Annotated in this window: 14 protein-coding genes; 7 read left to right on the top strand and 7 right to left on the bottom strand. The window is 71.2% G+C overall.

Annotated elements, in window-relative coordinates; genetic code table 11:
• The first annotated feature begins 23 nt into the window (after positions 1-23).
• Positions 24-1,823, top strand: a complete 1,800-nt coding sequence (locus tag KGD84_RS09535) for an AMP-dependent synthetase/ligase (protein ID WP_220559906.1) — start codon at positions 24-26, stop codon at positions 1,821-1,823.
• Between the two features lie 2,842 nt (positions 1,824-4,665).
• On the opposite strand, the gene qcrB is transcribed toward KGD84_RS09535, so the two are convergent.
• Genes qcrB through ctaE form a run of 4 tightly spaced genes read right to left on the bottom strand, consistent with a single transcriptional unit; the run spans position 4,666 to position 9,045 of the window.
• Complete coding sequence (qcrB, locus tag KGD84_RS09530) at positions 4,666-6,318, bottom strand: cytochrome bc1 complex cytochrome b subunit (protein WP_220559905.1); 1,653 nt, start codon at positions 6,316-6,318, stop codon at positions 4,666-4,668.
• Positions 6,319-6,321: 3 nt separating this feature from the next.
• Positions 6,322-7,437, bottom strand: coding sequence for a cytochrome bc1 complex Rieske iron-sulfur subunit (gene qcrA / locus KGD84_RS09525; RefSeq protein ID WP_220559904.1), 1,116 nt, complete (start codon positions 7,435-7,437; stop codon positions 6,322-6,324).
• A complete protein-coding gene (locus KGD84_RS09520) occupies positions 7,430-8,401 on the bottom strand; it encodes a cytochrome c (RefSeq protein WP_220559903.1) in 972 nt (323 codons plus the stop codon). The genes qcrA and KGD84_RS09520 overlap by 8 nt, the downstream gene beginning before the upstream one ends.
• Before the next feature lie 17 nt (positions 8,402-8,418).
• Positions 8,419-9,045: an aa3-type cytochrome oxidase subunit III gene (ctaE, locus tag KGD84_RS09515; RefSeq protein ID WP_220559902.1), complete on the bottom strand. Its 627-nt coding sequence runs from the start codon at positions 9,043-9,045 to the stop codon at positions 8,419-8,421.
• 482 nt (positions 9,046-9,527) lie between these two features.
• Here ctaE and KGD84_RS09510 point away from each other — a divergent pair, with 482 nt between their 5' ends.
• Positions 9,528-9,965, top strand: coding sequence for a hypothetical protein (locus KGD84_RS09510; protein WP_220559901.1), 438 nt, complete (start codon positions 9,528-9,530; stop codon positions 9,963-9,965).
• Between the two features lie 199 nt (positions 9,966-10,164).
• Positions 10,165-11,250 (top strand): anthranilate phosphoribosyltransferase, encoded by a 1,086-nt coding sequence (trpD, locus tag KGD84_RS09505; RefSeq protein ID WP_220559900.1) that lies wholly within the window; start codon positions 10,165-10,167, stop codon positions 11,248-11,250.
• 83 nt (positions 11,251-11,333) lie between these two features.
• On the opposite strand, the gene KGD84_RS09500 is transcribed toward trpD, so the two are convergent.
• The 3 genes from KGD84_RS09500 to KGD84_RS09490 are packed head-to-tail and all read right to left on the bottom strand — an operon-like array spanning position 11,334 to position 14,131.
• A complete protein-coding gene (locus KGD84_RS09500) occupies positions 11,334-11,609 on the bottom strand; it encodes an Lrp/AsnC family transcriptional regulator (protein WP_220559899.1) in 276 nt (91 codons plus the stop codon).
• 52 nt (positions 11,610-11,661) lie between these two features.
• Positions 11,662-12,426, bottom strand: a complete 765-nt coding sequence (locus tag KGD84_RS09495; RefSeq protein ID WP_220559898.1) for a rhomboid family intramembrane serine protease — start codon at positions 12,424-12,426, stop codon at positions 11,662-11,664.
• Positions 12,404-14,131 carry a DEDD exonuclease domain-containing protein gene (locus KGD84_RS09490; protein ID WP_220565642.1) on the bottom strand — a complete coding sequence of 576 codons (1,728 nt, stop codon included), beginning with the start codon at positions 14,129-14,131 and terminating at the stop codon, positions 12,404-12,406. The genes KGD84_RS09495 and KGD84_RS09490 overlap by 23 nt, the downstream gene beginning before the upstream one ends.
• A 125-nt stretch (positions 14,132-14,256) precedes the next feature.
• Between KGD84_RS09490 and KGD84_RS09485 the strand changes: the two genes are divergently transcribed.
• The 4 genes from KGD84_RS09485 to KGD84_RS09470 all read left to right on the top strand — a co-directional run bounded on the left by KGD84_RS09485 (position 14,257) and on the right by KGD84_RS09470 (position 18,489).
• Positions 14,257-14,538, top strand: coding sequence for a hypothetical protein (locus KGD84_RS09485; RefSeq protein WP_220559896.1), 282 nt, complete (start codon positions 14,257-14,259; stop codon positions 14,536-14,538).
• Entirely contained in the window at positions 14,535-15,908 is a 1,374-nt protein-coding gene (locus tag KGD84_RS09480) for an NYN domain-containing protein (protein WP_220559895.1), read from the top strand. Before KGD84_RS09485 ends, KGD84_RS09480 begins: the two co-directional genes overlap by 4 nt.
• A gap of 274 nt (positions 15,909-16,182) precedes the next feature.
• A complete protein-coding gene (locus KGD84_RS09475; RefSeq protein WP_220559894.1) occupies positions 16,183-17,184 on the top strand; it encodes a C40 family peptidase in 1,002 nt (333 codons plus the stop codon).
• A gap of 291 nt (positions 17,185-17,475) precedes the next feature.
• Complete coding sequence (locus tag KGD84_RS09470; RefSeq protein ID WP_255646424.1) at positions 17,476-18,489, top strand: C40 family peptidase; 1,014 nt, start codon at positions 17,476-17,478, stop codon at positions 18,487-18,489.
• Positions 18,490-18,565: the final 76 nt, after the last annotated feature.

The raw sequence follows: 18,565 nt of genomic DNA, 5'->3' as shown, positions 1-18,565 counted from the left end.
CCGTACACGTCCAGGAGCATCACGTGCGCGAATACAGCTCTCCCGCGAAAGCCGAGATCTCCGATGACGCGCGGCTGACCGACACGCTCTACGCGCGCGCGGCCGGTGAGCCGAGCGCCGTCGCCGCCCGCCAGCAGGAGTCCGGCCAGTGGCGCGACGTCACCGTCGCGGAGCTGCACGGCGACATCGCCGCCTACGCCAAGGCCCTGATCAACGCCGGCATCGGGCACGGCGACCGCGTCGCCCTGCTGTCGCGCACCCGTTACGAGTGGACCGTCGTCGACTACGCGATCTGGTCCGTCGGCGCCGTCACCGTCCCCATCTACGAGACCTCCTCCGCCGAGCAGATCGAGTGGATCCTCTCCGACTCGGCCGCCAAGGCCGTGTTCGTCGAGAGCCAGGCCCACGCGGAGCGCATCACCTCCGTCCGCGACAAGGCCCCCGAGCTCAAGGAGATCTGGCGCTTCGACGGCCCCGAGTTCGCCGAGCTGCGCGACACCGGGTCCGGGGTCTCCGACGAGGACCTGGAGGAGCGCCGCACCGCGGTCAAGGCCGACGACCTCGCCACCCTCATCTACACCTCCGGCACCACCGGGCGCCCCAAGGGCTGCCAGCTGACGCACCGGAACTTCCTCTTCATCGCGCACAGCGCCCTCGAGGGCCCCGCCAAGCGGGTCCTGCGCGGCCGGGAGAACCCCTCCACCCTGCTCTTCCTGCCGCTGGCGCACGTGTTCGCCCGCTTCGTGCAGGTGATGGTCATCGAGGCCAAGGCCACCCTGGGCCACTACCCCTCCACCGGGCCCGACCTCATCGAGCAGTTCTCGGTGTTCAAGCCGACCTTCCTGCTGGCCGTGCCGCGCGTGTTCGAAAAGGTGTACACCAAGGCCGAGCAGAAGGCCACGGCCGAGGGCAAGGGCAAGATCTTCGCCGCGGCCGCCGACACCGCCATCGCCTACAGCCAGGCGCTGGCCACCGGGCGCATCCCCCTCACGCTCAAGCTCAAGCACGCCCTGTTCGCCAAGCTGGTCTACGGCAAGCTCCTGGCGGCGCTGGGCGGCAACGCCGAGTACGCGGTCTCCGGCGGCTCCGCGCTGGGCGCGCGGCTGGGCCACTTCTTCCGCGGCATCGGGTTCACCATCATCGAGGGCTACGGCCTCACCGAGACCACCGCCCCGACCTCCGTGAACAGCCCGGAGTTCAACAAGATCGGCACCGTCGGCCAGCCGATGCCGGGCACCACCATCCGCATCGCCGAGGACGGGGAGATCCTCCTCAAGGGCGACCACATCATGGTGGGCTACTGGAACAACGAGAAGGCCTCCCAGGAGGCGTTCACCGAGGACGGCTTCTACCGGACCGGCGACCTGGGGTCGCTGGACGACGACGGCTTCCTCAGCATCACCGGGCGCAAGAAGGAGATCATCGTCACCGCGGGCGGCAAGAACGTCGCCCCGGCGGTGCTCGAGGACCGCATCCGCGCCCACGCCCTGGTCAGCCAGTGCATGGTGGTCGGCGACAACCGCAAGTTCATCGCCGCGCTGGTGACGATCGACCCCGAGTCCTTCGAGCAGTGGAAGGCCGCCAACAAGAAGACCGGCGGCATCCCGGAGCTCACCGAGGACCCGGACCTGGTCGCGGCCATCCAGGAGGCGGTCGACCACGCCAACCAGGCGGTGTCCAAGGCCGAGGCGATCAAGAAGTTCAAGATCCTGCCCAGCGACTTCACCGAGGAGAGCGGCCAGATGACCGCCTCCCTGAAGGTCAAGCGCCACGTGGTGAACAAGGAGTGGAGCAAGGAGATCGAGGAGATCTACGCGGGCTGATCTCCACCCCTCACTGGCCGGTCCTCCTCTTCGAGGGGGACCGGTTTTTTCGGGCCTGCCGAAACCCCCGACATACCGGACACCGATCCCACCGGCCCCACCCGCGGCCGGGATCGGGGCGGAGGCCGCAGGCGTCTCCCGCCGCGGTCTGGGGGTGTCCCCGTGTTCTTTCAACGCTGTGATGGGTGGCGGGTCGGCCTGTCGGGGGCCGAGCCGCGACCGGAGGGCGCATCATCTCCTTCGACCCCAGGGGGTGGGGGTGGGCGTTCCCTCCGCCCCAGCCACACGGGGGTGAGGGCCGCACGTACCTGCCGGCCTCGGCCACCGGGGGTTGGCCACCCTCCTCGGAACCCCAGCCACAGCCGGAAGGCATCGCAGCGCCCCCGCCCAGAGGGGTTTCCCACCCGACCGGGAACCTGAGCCACAGCCGGAGGGCACCGCTGGGCCCCCGCCCCAGGGGGGTGAGGGACGCAGGTGGCTTCCCGCTGCGGCCCGAGGGGTGTCCCATGCTCTTTCAACGCTGTGGTGGGTGGCGGGTGTCTGTTGGGGGCCGAGCCACGGTCGGAGGGCGGATCATCTCCTTCGACCCCAGGGGGTGGGGGTGGGCGTTCCCACCGCCCCGGACACACGGGGGTGAGGGCCGCACGTACCTGTCGGCCCCGGCCACAGGGGGTTTCCCGCCTGACCGGGGCCCTCAACCACAGCCGGAGGGCATCGCAGCGCCTCCGCCCCAGGGGGTTTCCCGCCTGACCGGGGCCCTTGACCACTGCCGGAGGGCATCGCTGGGCCCCCACCGCAGGGGGTTTCCCACCCCACCGAGGCCCCGAGCCACAGCCGGAGGGCATCGCTGGGCCCCCGCCCCAGGGGGTGAGGGCCGCAGGCGGCTTCCCGCCCCGGCCCCAGGGGGGTTGGTGCACCCGACCGGGGCCTCGGCCCCAGGGGGTGAAACGGACTGTGAGGTTTCCAAGACGTCCGCCATCTGGGAACGGCGGTCTGTGGTCGCAGCCACAGGTGACTGGTTTCCAAAAGCCCGATCGCTTGTGAAGGCACAGCCGCGGAGCGTGGATCCGTCCCCGCGCAGTCGGTGCTCGGCAGAGCGCCGGGCGGTTTCGTTGGGCGCACATGGTGGGTGGTGGGGGTGCGCTTTCCGGGGACGGGTCCGCGCGAGGTGCGCACACCCGCACCGCCTGGAAAGGTTGTGGGCGCCGGCGGCGGTGGGGGCGCTCCACGCTGTTGCCTACTCCCGCGGATGACCGCGGTACGGACGGGAGCGGGGGTGAAACCCGCACGTACCCGCGACCTCAGCCCCAGACCGGGCACAGGACCGCGACCCTGGCCGTAGGGGGTGAAAGCCGCGCGTTCCCGCGGCAACAGCCAGAGGGGGGTTAGGGAGGAAAGACCGCGACCCCCGCCCCAGGGGGTGTCGCCGCACGTACCCGCGGCATCAGCCTCAGCCCGGACACCAGACCGCGCACCTCCGCCCCAGGGGGTGTGGGAAGGAGGGCCCGCGACCCCGCCCCAGGGGGTGAAAGCGGTACGTACCCGCGCCCTCGGCCCCAGCCCGGACACAGGACCGCGACCTCCACCCCCAGGGGGTGTCGCCGCGCGCACCCGCGACCCTCGCCGCAGGGGGTGAAAGCGGTACGTGCCCGCAGCCTCGGCCACAGCCCGGACACAGGACCGCGACCCCGGCCACGGCGGGGGTGAAGGTGCGCGGTCTCTCCTCCGTGCCTGGGCGGGGGTCGCGGACACGTGCGCGTTTCACCCCCTGTGGCGGGGCTTCCGATTCTTCCTCCCTAACCCCCCTCTGGCTGATGCCGCGGGTACGCGCGGCCTTCACCCCCGTGGGTTGAGCTGCGCGGTCTTGCACCCGGGCTGGGGCTGAGGTCGCGGAAACGTGCGGCGACACCCCCTGGAGCGGGGGGTCGCGGTTCCTCCTCCCCACACCCCCTATGGCTCGGGGCTGCGGGTGCGCGCGGCTTTCACCCCCGGCACTGACCGGTACCGCGGTCACGCGCGGGAGTAGGCAACAGCGTGGAGCCCCCTCACCGCCACCGGCGCCCCCAACCTTTCCAGGCGGTGCGGGTGTGCGCACCTCGCGCGGACCCGTCCCCGGAAAGCGCACCCCCACCACCCACGGTGTGCGCCCAACGCAACCGCCCGGCGCTCTGCCGGGCACCGACTGCGCGGGGACGGATCCACGCTCCGCGACTGTACCTTCACAGGCGATCGGGCTCTTGGAAACCAGTCACCTGTGGCTGCGACCACAGACCGCCCTTCCCAGATGGTGCACGTCCTGGAAACCTCACAGTCCGCTTCACCCCCCGGGGCCCGGGCCGAGTACCGCTCTACCCCAACCCCCTGGGGCCGGGGCGGGAAGCCTCCTGCGGCCCTCACCCCCTATGGCGGAGGAAGCAGCGACGCCCTCCGGCTGTGGCTCAGGGGCCCGATCGGGTGGACAACCCCCTGTGGCGGGGGCCCAGCCACGCCCTCCGGCTGTGGCTGAGGTTTCCAGGTGGGTGGACGACCCCCTGCGGCCGGGGCCCGCAGATACGCGCGCCCCCTGGGGTCGAAGGAGATGATGTGCCCTCCGGTCGTGCCTCGGCCCCATACAGACCGACCCGCCACCCACCGCAGCGTTGAAAAGGCATGAGGGCCCCCTCGGACCGGGGTGCGGGTCCCAGAGCGCCCGCCGGCCGTGGCTGCGGCACCGGACGGTGCCCCCCGCCCCACCCCTCTACAGCGAAGGCCCCGCAACGGGGCCCTGAGGACCCCCGGCGGGCACCCCCCGAAAACGCAGGGACCCGGCCGTCGGCCGGGTCCCTGTGGGGCTTCACCTCGGTCAGTGGTGGGAAGCGTGCTCCTTCACGACCTCGTCGGAGTGGTGGAGGTGGTGGCCGCTGTGCGGCTCCACCCCGTCCAGGGACACGTTGTCCTTGGTGTACCACTCGGCGAGGGCGCGGCGGAGGCGGCCCTTGGCCTTGCGCGACGCGGGGTTCTTGACGCCCTTGTCGTCGGTCTCGGGCTCGGTGAGGGCCGTGGAGGTGATCTCCGGCTTGCTGGCCAGGACCTCCGTGGTCTCCTCCGAGTTGCGCTTGTGCACCTCGATGAACTCACCGCTGGGCAGCTGCTGGATGATGCCGCTCTCGTACCCGTGCTCCAGGCTCTCCCGGTCACGGCGCTGCAGGCCCAGGCAGATGCGCTTGGCGACGATGAAGGCGATGATCGGCCCGACGATGGCCAGTACACGGAAGATGTACGTGGTCACGTAGAGGCTGATCGAGAACGTCTCCGAGATGATGTCGTTCGACCCGGCGAGCCACAGGATCCCGTAGAACGTGATGCCCGCGGCGCCCACGGCGGTGCGGACCGGGGCGTTGCGCGGCCGGTCGGCCACGTTGTGCGCCCGCTTATCGCCGGTGATCCACTGCTCCAGGAACGGCCAGGCGCCCAGACCGCCGAAGATGATGCCCGGGATGACGAGTCCGGGCACCAGCACGCCGATGGGGACGGCGTAGCCGAAGATCTGGAAGTCGAACCAGTTCGGGAAGATGCGCAGCGAACCCTCCATGAAGCCCATGTACCAGTCGGGCTGGAGCCCGGAGGTGATGGACGTCGGGGTGAAGGGCCCGAACAGGTGGATCGGGTTGATCTGCACGAACGCGCTCAGACCCGCGATCACCGCGAAGGTGAAGAAGAAGAACCCGCCGGCCTTGACCGCGAAGCCGGGGAACATCGGGGTTCCCACCACGGTCTTGTCCGTACGCCCCGGTCCGGGGTACTGGGTGTGCTTCTGGTGCCACAGGATCATGAAGTGCGCGACGATGAGCCCCAGCAGGAGCGCCGGGATCGCCAGCACGTGCAGCATGTACAGGCGCGTGATGATGTCCTCGCCGGGGAACTCCCCGCCGAACAGGAACATCGAGATGTACGTGCCGACCAGCGGCAGCGCCAGCATCACGCCCTGGAGGATGCGAACGCCCATGCCCGAGGGCAGGTCGTCCGGCAGCGAGTAGCCGAAGAGGCCCTCGAGCATCGCCAGGGTGAAGATCACGACGCCGATGATCCAGTTGATCTCGCGCGGCTTGCGGAACGCCCCGGTGAAGAACACGCGGAGCATGTGCACGACGAGCGAGGCCACGAAGATCAGCGCGGCCCAGTGGTGGATCTGGCGGACCAGGAACCCGCCGCGCACCGCGAAGTCGATGTGCAGCGTCGAGGCGTACGCCTCCGACATGACGACGCCGTTGAGGCGCTCGTAGGGCCCGTCGTAGACGACCTCGATCATGCTCGGCTTGAACCAGAGCGTGAGGAAGACACCGGTGACGAGCAGGATGATGAACGAGTACAGCGCGATCTCGCCCAGCATGAACGACCAGTGGTTCGGGAAGACCTTGCGCAGGTTCTTCTCGCCCATCTTGGCGACGTGGAAGCGGTCGTCGATGAAGTTGCCGACGCCGCGCAGCGCCTTGGGTGCTTGGGTGGTCTTGCTCATCGACTAGTCCTTCGCGTAATCCCAGAACGTCGGACCGGGCGGCTCGGTGAAGTCGCCCCGCGCGATGAGGTAGCCCTCATCGTCGACGCCGATGGGAAGCTGCGGCAGCGGCCGGTGGGCCGGGCCGAAGACGACCTTGGCGGCGTCCGACGCGTCGAACGTGGACTGGTGGCACGGGCACAGGATGCGGTGCGTCGTGCGCTCGTACAGCGCGGCCGGGCAGCCCACGTGGGTGCAGATCTTCGAGTAGGCGATGATCCCATTGTGCGTCCAATTCAGACGCGGGGCCACCTCCCCGTCGACCTCGATCTCGTCCTCCATGCTCGGCTTCCAGTCCTCGGCCGGCATCTTGATGAGCAGGATGACGGACTTGGCGGAGTCGTTGAGGCTGATCCCGTGCGGGTAGTGGTCGTCGTCGACGGCGGGGAGGGCGGAGATCATCCCGTACGGGTCGTTCTCGAAGTCCTCGGCGCGCACGTAGCGGTGCGTGCCCTCGACGTACATGCGGCGGCCGTTCTCCCACGGCGTGTTCTTCAGCTTGTCGCCGGGCAGCGGGCCGGTGTCGCGCAGCAGCACGAGCGGGGCCAGGCCCAGCGGCACCATCGCCAGGATGAGGGTGCGGCGCATGAGCGGGCGCTTGGTGAACCCGCTCTCGTCGGCGCCCCGCATGAAGAAGTCGCTGAAGGACCCCTTCTCCTGGTCGCTGGAGGGCAGCTCGTCGTAGGGCGAGGAGACCTCGTAGTGCGGCATGACCTTGCGGGCCCACACCGTCATGCCCGCGCCGATGCCGAACATGGCGAGGGTGAGCGTGCCGCCCAGGAGCATGTTCGAGTACTGGCCCAGCTGCGGGTCGGCGATCTCGCCGGGGGTGAACAGGAAGTAGGAGACCAGGAACCCCATCCCGCCCAGGAAGGCGAGGACGAACCAGAGGGAGGCGACCCTCTCTCCGGCCCGCTGCTGCTCCTCGGAGCTGAAGTGGGTCTCCGACGCCGGGTACGGGCCGGCGTGCTCTTCCTCGGGACGGGGACCGTCGGTCACGACGGGCCTGTCGTCCGTGGGGGTGCCGACGACGCGCTCGGGCGTCTCGTCACCGTTGTTGTTGGTGTTGTTCTCAGTCATGGGCACGCTGCTTCGCGGTGATCCAGATCGCGCAGGCGACGATCAGGGCGAGCCCGACGACCCACCCGATCAGGCCTTCGGCGACCTGGCCGACCCGCTGGAGGTCGAAAATGCCACCGGCGTTCGGTTCGGCCTGGAGGGTCTTGACGTAGGAGATGAGCTCCTGCTTCTCCTCCGGCGCGAGGACGCCGTCGCTGAACATCGGCATGGCGCCGGGGCCGCTGACCATGGCCTCGTAGATCTCACGCGGAGTCGAGTCGTGGATCTCGGGCGCCCACCGGCCGTCGGTGAGCGCGCCGCCGCCGCCGGACCAGCCGTGGCAGTGGGCGCAGTTGGTCAGGTACAGGCGCATGCCCATCTCGGTGTCATCGGCACCGGAGATGTAGTCGTCGTACTCGGCCTCGTACTCCTCGAGGGCCGCCTGGTACTCGGCCTCGGCCTCCTCGACGGCCTCGTGGTAGGCCTCATCGCTGTCGAAGTCGCTGCGGAGCGGCTCGAAGTCGGCGAAGTCCGGGGCGACGTCGGGAACGTCGTACGGGATCTCGGCGCCGTTGCCGCCGTTGCGGATCGACTCGTTGTAGTAGGCGATCAGGTTGGCCAGTTCCTGCTCGGTCATGACCATCGGCTTGCGCGGCATCTGCGCGTCCGGGTTCATGGACGGCATGCGGCCGGTGCTGACCTGGAAGTCGATCGCCGCGGGACCAACGTCGCGCAGGTCCGGGCCGAACTCGCCGCCCGAACCGTCCAGGCCGTGGCACGAGGCGCAGGTCTGGTCGAAGATGGTCTTGCCCTCGGCGACGTCCACGTCCTCGGGGGACGGGGCGTCAGCGGCGAGGGTCTGCGCCTGCGCCTGGTCGGAGGTGGGGGCCACTGCGGCGTACCCCACCCCGAACAGGGCTAGCGCGAGGATGACGACGACATACCCCGCAAGGGGATGCCGTCGCCGCGCGGTAATCCATTTCACGGTTTCCCCGTTTCGGGTTACTGGATGAAGTAGATGGTGAAGAACAAAGCGATCCAGACCACGTCGACGAAGTGCCAGTAGTAGGACACGACGATCGCACTGGTCGCCTGCTGGTGAGTGAAGCGCTTCGCTGCGTACGTACGTCCCAGCATGATGAGGAACGCGATCAGACCACCGATGACGTGGAGTCCGTGGAAGCCCGTGGTCAGGTAGAACATCGACCCGTAGGGGCTGGACTGCAGGGTGAGGCCCTCGTGCGCGATGAGTTCGTAGTACTCGTACGCCTGCCCCAGAACGAAGAACAGGCCCATGAAGAACGTGATGAAGAACCACATGCGCAGCTTCTTCACGTCACCGCGCTCGGCGGCCCAGACGCCTGCCTGAGCGGTGAAGCTGGAAGCCACGAGGACCACGGTGATCGTCGAGGCCCACGGCACGTTGAGGTGCGTGTCGGGCCAGGCCCCCAGGTCGGGGTTGCCGTTGATCACCGATCGGATGGTGAAGTACATCGCGAACAGCGCAGCGAAGAACATGAGCTCGTTGGCCAACCACACGATGGTGCCAACGCTCACCAGGTCAGGACGCTTTGCCGCACCATGGGCTGGTGTCGGTGCTGTTTTTGGTTTCGCGGTTGCTGTCGCCACGGGAGCATTATTACGGCATCTCGCGAAGGTCCGTACTCGACCCCCCGTAAGGAGGCGGATCGGTACCGGTATCGACCGTCTCGCGGCCTCCGGGCAGGGGTTTCACCGTGACTCGGGCGTTACTGTACCGCCTCGGCCCGTCCCTGCGGCCCTCCGACGCGCCCGCGTCCGGCCCCGGACGCGATCCTCGGGCACCGAAGGCGTTCCGTACCCCCCTGGATGCCCCTTCAATCCCCTTCGTCCAACGGCGGGACAACGAAACGGTCACCGTTGCACAACGCCCGCCGCGAGGCCGGTTAGCGCACCCCGGGGAGGTACTGGCATCCTGTGGTGTCGAAGGTCTCAGCCCCGCACCGGCGGATCCGGAACTCCTGGGCACCGGGACCCCAAGGCAATAGAGTCAGAGGCACACAGCCTACGAACGCCTCGGCCGCACCCCCCACGGCGGCGGCCCTGGTCCGAAGCGATGGGACGGTTGCGCGATGGTGGACAGCGGTACGGACACGGGTGCCCGGATGCGCGTGCTGGTCTACAGCGACAAGGCCGACACCCGCGAGCAGGTGCGCCTGGCGATCGGCCGCCGACCGGCCGCGGACGTGCCCAGGGTGGAGCTCGTCGAGTGCGCCACGGCGCCGATGGTGCTGCGCAAGCTGGAGGAGACCGACCCCTCCGAGCGCATCGACGTGGCGATCTTCGACGGCGAGGCCGCCCCCGTCGGCGGCATGGGCCTGTGCCGCCAGGTCAAGGACGAGATCTACCGGTGCCCGCCGGTGCTGCTGCTGGTGGGCCGCCGCGACGACGGCTGGCTGGCGACCTGGTCGCAGGCGGAGCAGGTGGTCAGCCACCCGATCGACCCGGTCGCGCTGGCCGGCTCGCTGGCGGAGCTGATGCGCCGCCGGCTCACCGCGCTCAGCGGGTGACCTCCGTGACGAGTGACAACGGCGAGGGGAGCATGCGCCGTCGCCGCGCGGTGGGCGGTGCCCTGAACCACGGCGCCGACACCGGGCGATGGCGTGGCGGCGCCCTCCCCCGTCCCCCGCTGCACTGAGAAGGGCCGCGGCGCGGTCGTGACCGCGCCGCGCCCGTGCGGCCCCACGCCCTTGTCACCCTGGAGTCGAAATGAACGTCCCCGCCGCCGAGCCCCGAGAGAACTCCGCCGTCACCGAGCGGACCTGGGCCAACCTCATCACCGCCCTGCTGGGCGGGACCACCCTCAGCTCCGCCGACACGGCGTGGGCGATGAACGAGATCATGTCGGGCTCGGCGACCGACGCGCAGATCGCGGGCTTCGCGATCGCGCTGCGCGCCAAGGGCGAGAGCGTGTCGGAGGTGACCGGCCTGGCCCGGGGCATGCTCGACAACGCCGTCCGCATCGAGGTGCCCGGCCCCACCCTGGACATCGTCGGCACCGGCGGCGACCGGGCGCACACCGTGAACGTGTCGACGATGGCGGCGATCGTCGCCGCGGCGGCCGGGGCCCGCGTGGTCAAGCACGGCAACCGCGCCGCGTCCTCCTCCTGCGGGACGGCGGACGTGCTGGAGCGGCTGGGCGTGGTCCTGGACCTGCCGCCGGAGCTGACCGTGCGGGTGGCGCAGGAGGCGGGCATCGCGTTCTGCTTCGCCCCGGTCTTCCACCCCTCGTTCCGGTTCACCGCCAAGCCGCGCCGCGAGCTGGCGGTGCCGACGGTGTTCAACTTCCTGGGCCCGCTCACCAACCCGGCGCAGACGACGGCGGCCGCCATCGGCGTGTTCGACGAGCGCATGTGCGAGGTGATGGCCGGGGTGTTCGCCGGGCGGGGCGCGTCGGCGCTGGTGTTCCGCGGCGACGACGGCCTGGACGAGCTGACCACCACGACCACCTCCACCGTGTGGGTGGTGCGCGACGGGGCCGCCCGGCGCGAGACGCTGGACCCGGCCGACCTGGGCATCCCCCGGTCCGCGCCGGACGCGCTGCGCGGCGGCGACGTGGAGTTCAACGCCCGCGCGGTGCGCGACCTGCTGGCGGGCCGCCCCGGCCCGGTGCGCGACGCGGTCCTGCTGAACGCCGGCGCGGCGCTGGCCGCCGTCGACGGGGTCGAGGGGCCGCTGGTGGACGCGGTGCGCGCGGGGTACGAGCGGGCGGAGGCCGCGATCGACGGCGGTGCCGCCGAGCGGACCCTGGCGACCTGGGTGGAGACCAGCCAGGAGCTGGCCAAGGACCTCTAGGGCGCGTCCGGCGGGTCCCGAGGGGTCCCGCCGGAGAGCGCGAAGGGGCGGGCGCCGCGCGGCGCCCGCCCCTTCGCGTGCGGCTACCAGCCGATGGCGAACGCGGACTCCAGGTCGTGCTTGGAGTAGGTCTGGAAGGAGATGTGGGTGTCGGAGGAGAGCACGCCGGGCACCTTGTTGACCCGCCCGGGGATGACCTCGGCGAGGTCCTCGTGGCGGCGGACCCGCACCATGGCGATGAGGTCGACCCCGCCGGTGACCGAGTAGACCTCGCTCACCCCGTCGATCTCGGCGATGGCCTCGGCGACCTCGGGGATGCGGTGGACGTCGGCCTTGATCATGACGATCGCGGTGATCACTGTGCCTCCTGGGCGGTGTCGGCGCGGGCGGAGGTCCCGGGGCCGCGCACGGCTAGTAGACGTCGGAGAGCCGCGTCCCGGAGCGCCATCGCAGCCGGTAGACCACCCATCCCACGACCACCCCGGCCACGAATCCGTACACGTGCGCCGCGTAGGCGACGCCGGAGCCCGCACCGGGGGCGTTCGATGTGGTGACGTAGAGAAGATACTGAAGGACGAAGTAGCTGCCCACCAGCGCCCACCCGGGCAGGCGCATGGGGACCACCCCGAACACCAGGGTGGTGACCCGGCTGCGGAACTGCACGACCAGGTAGGCGCCGAGCACCCCGGAGATCGCGCCGGAGGCGCCGACCATGGGGATCATGCCCTGCGGGTCGCCCAGGGCGAAGCCGTAGGCGGCGGCCAGGCCGGTGACCGCGTACAGCGCCAGGAACCGCAGCCGCCCGATCCGGTCCTCCACCACCGGCCCGAACACGAACAGGTAGACCATGTTGCCCACCAGGTGGGCGGCGCCGGAGTGGACGAACATGGAGGCGAACACCGACAGCCACACCTGTTTGCCCTCGATGCTCCCGCACTGGGGGACGACCGGGTCGGCCAGGTCGGTGTGCCCGAACATCTCGGCGGGGACCGCGCCCCAGCGCATGAAGTAGTCCTGGATCGAGCAGAAGCGCTCGACCATGTCGGCCGGGTACCAGACCGCCGTGGTCGCCTGCGGCGACATCAGGTAGGCCAGCACGTTGGCCGCGATCAGCAGGTAGGCGACGACGGGGGTGCGGCGGACCGGGTGGTCGTCATTGAGCGGTAGCGCGGCCATGCGCCCAGTGTGTCATCTCCGTGTGCGCCTCGGCCGACCGCAGCGGGCATGTCCACTCCCCGTCGATCTCCACCAGGCGCGTCGCGGGGTCGTCCAGCCAGGCCAGGATCAGCTCGGTCTCGCCGGGCAGGGCGGCGGACTGCGGGGGGACGGCCGGCTCGACGGTCTCGGCGGTGGCGGCCAGGGCGCGCAGGAACGCCGCGGGGTCGGTGCCGGGCTCCAGCACGGCGCTGGCGGCCAGCCGCCCGTGGCGGACCACGCAGGTGTCCCACCCGGTGGGGCCGCGCCGGGTCGCGACCAGGTGGGGGACGGCGGCGAGGGCGGCCATGCGCTGGGCGCGGCGGGCGCCGCGCAGGAACGCGGCGAGCCGGTCCCGCAGCGCCGCGGCCTCCTCGTAGCGCAGGTCGGCGGAGAGTTCGGCGATGCGCTCGGTGTGGGCGGCCACGACGGCGCCGGGGTCGCCGGTCATGGCGGTGCGGGCGGCCGCGGCGTGCTCCAGGTAGGCGTCCAGGGGCTCGGTGCCGTCGCAGGGCGCGCCGCAGCGGCCCATCTGGGCGAGCACGCAGGGGACGACCCCGCCGGTGCCGCCGGGGGTGAGCCGGTGCGTGCACCGGCGCAGCGGCAGGGCGTGCAGCAGCGCCTCCTTGGCCCGCTCGGCCTCGTGGGCCGACGCGTAGGGGCCGATGTAGGGGGCGCCGTCGTCCTTGACGGTGGTCACCACCGACAGGCGGGGGTAGGGCTCGGCGGTCAGGGTGACCCAGCGGACCCGTTCGGGGTTGCGCGAGCGCCGGTTGTAGGGGGGTTTGCGCTCGGCGATGATGCGCAGCTCGCGCACCGACGCCTCCAGGTCGGTGGCGCACACGATGGGGGTGACGCCCGCCGCCACCCCGGCCATCTCCCGGATTCGCTGGCGGTTCTCGGCGGCGGTGAAGTAGGAGGCGACCCGGCGGCGCAGGTTGTTGCTCTTGCCCACGTACAGGTCGGCGCCGCGCGCGTCGGTGAACACGTACACCCCGGGGCGCTCGGGCAGCCCCTCGGCCAGGTGCCGCTTGGCGCGCTGGGCCTTGGTGGGCGGTTTGGTGACCGCGCGCAGCTCCTCAAGGCTGCCCACCCCCAGCGGGGTGAGGCGGTCGATGAGCCCGGTGAGGACGGTGACGGTGGCGCGGGCGTCGTCCAGGGCCCGGTGGTTGGGGGTGACCGGTGAGCCGAAGAACGCCGCCAGGGTGCCCAGCCGGTGGTTGCGGGTCTGCCCCTGGGGCAGGACGGCGCGGGCCAGGCGCAGGGTGTCCACCACCGGCGGGTCCGGCCAGGTCGCGCCGTGGCGCTCGCAGGCAGCCTTGAGGAACCCGACGTCGAAGGGGGCGTTGTGGGCGACCAGGGCGGTGTGCTCCTGCGCGGTGAGGAGGGCCAGCACCCGCGGCAGCACCTCCTCCAGGGGCGGCGCGGTGGCCACCATGGACTGGGTGATGCCGGTCAGCAGGGTGATCTCGGCGGGGATGAGCACACCGGGGTCCACCAGTGTGGTGAACTCCTCCTCCACCCGCCCGCCGCGCACCCGCACCGCGCCGACCTCGGTGATCCGGGAGTTCGTGGCGCTGGTGCCGGTCGTCTCCAAGTCCAGCACGACGAAGGACACGGCGCCCAGCGGAGTGCCGATGTCGCCGATGTCGAGTTGCACGCCCGTGGGCGCCGCGGACCGTCGAATCACCCGGTCAGGGTAATCGGAGGCGACGACCGAACACGGCCGCCCTCCGGTCCGGGCCACCCGACGTGGAAAGATGTGGGTGTCGGGACGTAAGTCCCGCACTTACCCGATCAAGAGGAGGAACCGTGGGGATCGCGATGCCGGGTGACAATGAGCGGTGGCGGTGCACCGGATGCGGCAACCTCACGCGGTTCGACGTGACGCGCACGGTCCGCTCCCAGGACTTCGTGCACCTGGACCTGTCCGGTGAGGGGCGGGTGGAGGAGCGCACCGTGCTGTCCGAGACGATCGAGCAGGTGAAGTGCCGCTGGTGCGGGGCCACGGACCGCATCGAGACCATCGCCCGCCCCGACGCCGACCGGTCGGTCTCCGACACTTCGGCGGAGAGCCCGACGGGTCGGGCATGAGCACCCGCCCGGAGGCCGGCGACTCCGGGAACGGGGCGGCCCCCGCGCACGGCCGCGGGGAGGACGGGGAGCGGCTGCTGCGCCCCCTGCCCGAGGCCGTGCGCTCCCGGGTCATCGACTACGGGTCCGACGTGCTGGGCGGCATGCGCGCCGCCGAGCTGCCCGCCCCGCTGCGGCGGGTGGCCAAGTTCGAGCCGCGCCGCCGGGCCCGGCTGGCCGGGCCGCAGATCGCCGCACAGCTGGAGACCGACCCGGAGTTCCGGTCCCTGGTGGCCGAGCGGGTCGAGCAGGTGTGGCCCGAGCTGGCCGAGGGGCTGCGCTCGGGTGTGGTGCCCCCGGCCGCCGACCCCGTGGCGGTGGGGGCCTGCGCGTACCTGCTGCGGCCGCCGGGGTGGGCCGACATCGTCGAGGGCGTCCACCGCGAGCTGGACCGTGAGGCCGGGGCCAAGGAGGCCGACGAGGCCGCCGAGGCCCTGGAGGAGGTGAACCGCCGTCTGGCCCAGGCCCGCGAGGAGCACCGGGTCGAGACGGACCGGCTGCGCGCCCAGCTCAAGGAGCACAAGGCCGAGATCTCGGAGCTGCGCCAGAAGGTGCACACCGAACGCCGCCGTGCCCGGGAGGCGGCGGCCCGTGCCGAGCAGGCGGCGCTCCAGGCCGACGAGCGCGCCGCGGAGGCCACCGGCCGGGTCGGCGCCCTGGAGTCGGAGAACCGGCGGCTGAAGTCCCGGCTGTCGGCGGCGGAGGCGCAGGTGGAGAACGCGCGGCGGGCCGTGCGGGCGGGCCGCAACGCCGACGAGGCGCGGCTGCGCGTGCTGCTGGACGTGCTGGTCGACGCCTCCCACGGGCTGCGGCGCGAGCTCGCGCTGCCGGCCGCGGTGGACTCCCCCGCCGACCTGGTGGCGGCCGAGGCGGACGAGCGCCGCCGGGTGTCGCTGGGCGGGCTGCCCGACGACGACCCCGGCCTGCTCGAACACCTGCTGACGGTGCCGCGCGTGCACCTGCTGGTGGACGGCTACAACGTCACCAAGACCGGCTACGGGACCCTGCCCCTGGCCGACCAGCGCACCCGGCTGCTGTCCTCCCTGGAGGGGCTGGCCAGCCGCACCAAGGCGGAGATCACCTGTGTCTTCGACGGGGCCGACGTGGACGCCCCGCCGGCGGTGGCCCAGACCCGCCGGGTGCGGCTGCTGTTCAGCGCGCCCGGGGAGACGGCGGACGAGCTGATCGTGCGCCTGGTGCGGGCCGAGCCGCCCGGGCGGCCGATCGCCGTGGTCACCTCCGACCGGGAGATCGTGGGCGCGGTGCGCCGGGCCGGGGCGCGGGCGATCTCCTCGCCCATCTTCCTGCGCAGGTTGGAGTCGCACGGCTGACGCGGGTGCGGTGCCCGGGGCACCGCATCCGCTTCCGTGCCCCCCTGAGATCCTCGCCATGTGTTCGACCGTGTGGTTGAGCCGTGCCGTACGGTCCGCTAGGTTCTACCGGGAACGTGAGTGCTCTACCGGATAGAACACCACCCGTGTGTCCCCGGTGGGTCCCGCACACTCACGCCCGGTGCCCGCGTCCCGGACGCGGGTGCTCCCCTTGTACGTGTTCTCCCCAGCACCCCCGTGCGGACTTCTCACACCCCAAGGAGCGTGGCCCGCCATGAAGAACACCGGTGGTCGGCGTACGGCTCGCCGCATCGCTGCCTCGACCGGAATCGGAGCGGTCGTCGCAAGCTCCCTCCTCGTCCCCGGCACCGCCCACGCGGACCCCACCCGCGAAGAGGTCGAGGAGGAGATCGAGCGCCTCAACGAGGAGGCCTCCACCGCGGTCGAGGAGTACAACCAGGCCAAGGAGGACCACGAGGTCGCCGAGGCCCGGTACGAGGAACTCGAGGAGCAGGTCGGGGACGAGCAGGAGAACTACGAGGCCCTCAAGGAGAAGGTCCAGAAGCTCGCCAACGCGACCTACCAGTCCGGCGACCTGGACTCGATCACCAACATCCTGACCTCCGACGGCCCCGAGGGGCTGCTGGAGCAGAACGCCGACCTCACCTACCTCTCCGAGACCCACCAGACCCAGCTGGACGAGTTCGGCGAGTCCGCCGAGCGCCTGTTCTCCCTCAAGGACGAGTCCGAGGAGGCTCTGAAGGAGGCCGAGGAGGCGCTGGAGGAGGCCGAGGAGGCCAAGAAGGAGGTGGAGGAGAAGATCGAGGCGCAGGAGGAGCTGCTCGCCGAGTTCCCCGACGCCGACGCCTCCACCGAGGGCGCCAACGACTCCGGCGGCCAGTCCTACACGGGCGGCGCCTCGGGCAGCGCGGGCGCCGCGCTGGACTTCGCCTACGCCCAGATCGGCAAGCCCTACATCTACGGCGGCACCGGCCCCAACGGCTACGACTGCTCCGGCCTGGTGCAGGCCTCCTGGCGCGCCGGCGGCGTGGACCTGCCCCGGACCACGTACTCGCAGGCCGAGGTGGGCAACCGCATCTACGACATCAACGCCCTCCAGCCGGGCGACATCATGTTCTTCACCGGGCTGAGCCACAACGGCCTGTACGCGGGCGGCGGGCAGATGGTGCACGCCCCGCGCACCGGCCGCAACATCGAGGTGGTCGGACTGGCCGCCTACTGGGGCGGCGTGTTCGAGTTCGCCGTGCGCCCCTGACGCACTCCCGGTCCCGCCGAGGCCGTCCCCTTCCACGGGGGGCGGCCTCGCGGCGTTCCCGGGTGAAGGGCCGTCGTGTCCGCTCTCGCCGCGGTTTCTTACGCCCCCTTTTCGGCCATATCCGGCCATGGTTCTGAACATCACGAAAAGGTTGAGAGCGCCCCGGGGATGCACTAGTGTTCAACGCCGAACGTCTTTCGGCCCCTTCACCGCGCCGGTCCGGTCCCCCGCACCGCACCCCGGAAGCCCCTGTTCCGGTCGGCGCCTCCCTTGAGGAAGGTGTTTCCCACCGTGTCCGTATCGCGCCGCATATCGGTCGTTGCCGTCCTGTCCTGCGGAGCGTTCCTGCTGCCCGCGTCGGTCGCGTACGCCGAGCCGACCGCCGATGAGGTCCGCGAGGAGATCGAACGCCTCGAAGAGGAGTTCGCCGAGCTCAACGCGACCTACAACGAGGCGAAGGAGGACCACGAGGTCGCCGAGGAGAAGCTCGAGGACATCCGAGAGGACCTCGAGGAGGCCCAGGAGCGGGTGGAGAAGCTGGGCCGCGGCGTGCGCACCCTGGCCAACCTCGCCTACACCGGCACGGACTTCACCTCCCCCACCCAGCTGATCGGCTCGGGCGCCCCCGAGGAGGCGATGTTCCACCAGGCCGACCTGACCTACCTCTCCGAGCAGCACAACGCCAGCCTCGACCGGTACCTCGAGGAACTGGAGGAGCTGGAAACGCTGGAGGCCGAGGCCGAGGAGACCGAGGAGGAGGCCGCCGAGGCCCTCAAGGAGGCCGAGGAGGCCACCGAGGCGGCCGAGGAGAAGATGGAGGAGCAGGAGGCCCTGCTCGGCGAGCTGACCGAGGAGGAGCGGGCCGCGGCCACCTCCAACACCGCCAACACCGGCGGCTCCACCGGGGGCTCCGGCGGGGGCGGCTCCAGCTACACCGGTCCGGCCTCGGGCAACGCCCGGGTCGCCCTGGACTTCGCCTACGCCCAGATCGGCAAGCCCTACGTGTGGGGCGGCACCGGCCCCAACGGCTACGACTGCTCCGGCCTGACCCAGGCCGCCTGGGCGCAGGCGGGCGTGAGCCTGCCGCGCACCACCTACGACCAGGTCAACGCGGGCCAGCGGGTCTCCTGGGAGAACAAGCAGCCCGGCGACCTGCTGTTCTTCTACGGCTCCAGCCCGAGCCACGTGGGCCTGTACGCGGGCAACGGCATGATGGTGCATGCCTCGACCTCGGGCAAGCCCATCGGCGAGGTCGCCCTCAACGACTACTACCGGTCCAACTTCGTCGCGGCCGTCCGCCCGTAGGGCGCGCCCTGCGGACCCGCTCCGCTCCTTCGGGCCCCGCACCGGCATTTCGGTGCGGGGCTCCGTGCCGCGGGGG

It is taken from the genome of Nocardiopsis changdeensis, from assembly GCF_018316655.1.
Taxonomy (GTDB): Bacteria; Actinomycetota; Actinomycetes; order Streptosporangiales; family Streptosporangiaceae; genus Nocardiopsis; species Nocardiopsis changdeensis.
Note: the sequence above shows the minus strand (reverse complement) of the source record. Positions and strands in the feature narration are given on the sequence as shown.

Coding starts and splice junctions, on each gene's coding strand:
- KGD84_RS09495 (WP_220559898.1), bottom strand. CDS start 12,426: ATGGCCGCGCTACCGCTCAATGACGACCACCCGGTCCGCCGCACCCCC.
- KGD84_RS09475 (WP_220559894.1), top strand. CDS start 16,183: ATGAAGAACACCGGTGGTCGGCGTACGGCTCGCCGCATCGCTGCCTCG.
- trpD (WP_220559900.1), top strand. CDS start 10,165: ATGAACGTCCCCGCCGCCGAGCCCCGAGAGAACTCCGCCGTCACCGAG.
- qcrA (WP_220559904.1), bottom strand. CDS start 7,437: ATGACTGAGAACAACACCAACAACAACGGTGACGAGACGCCCGAGCGC.
- KGD84_RS09480 (WP_220559895.1), top strand. CDS start 14,535: ATGAGCACCCGCCCGGAGGCCGGCGACTCCGGGAACGGGGCGGCCCCC.
- qcrB (WP_220559905.1), bottom strand. CDS start 6,318: ATGAGCAAGACCACCCAAGCACCCAAGGCGCTGCGCGGCGTCGGCAAC.
- KGD84_RS09510 (WP_220559901.1), top strand. CDS start 9,528: ATGGTGGACAGCGGTACGGACACGGGTGCCCGGATGCGCGTGCTGGTC.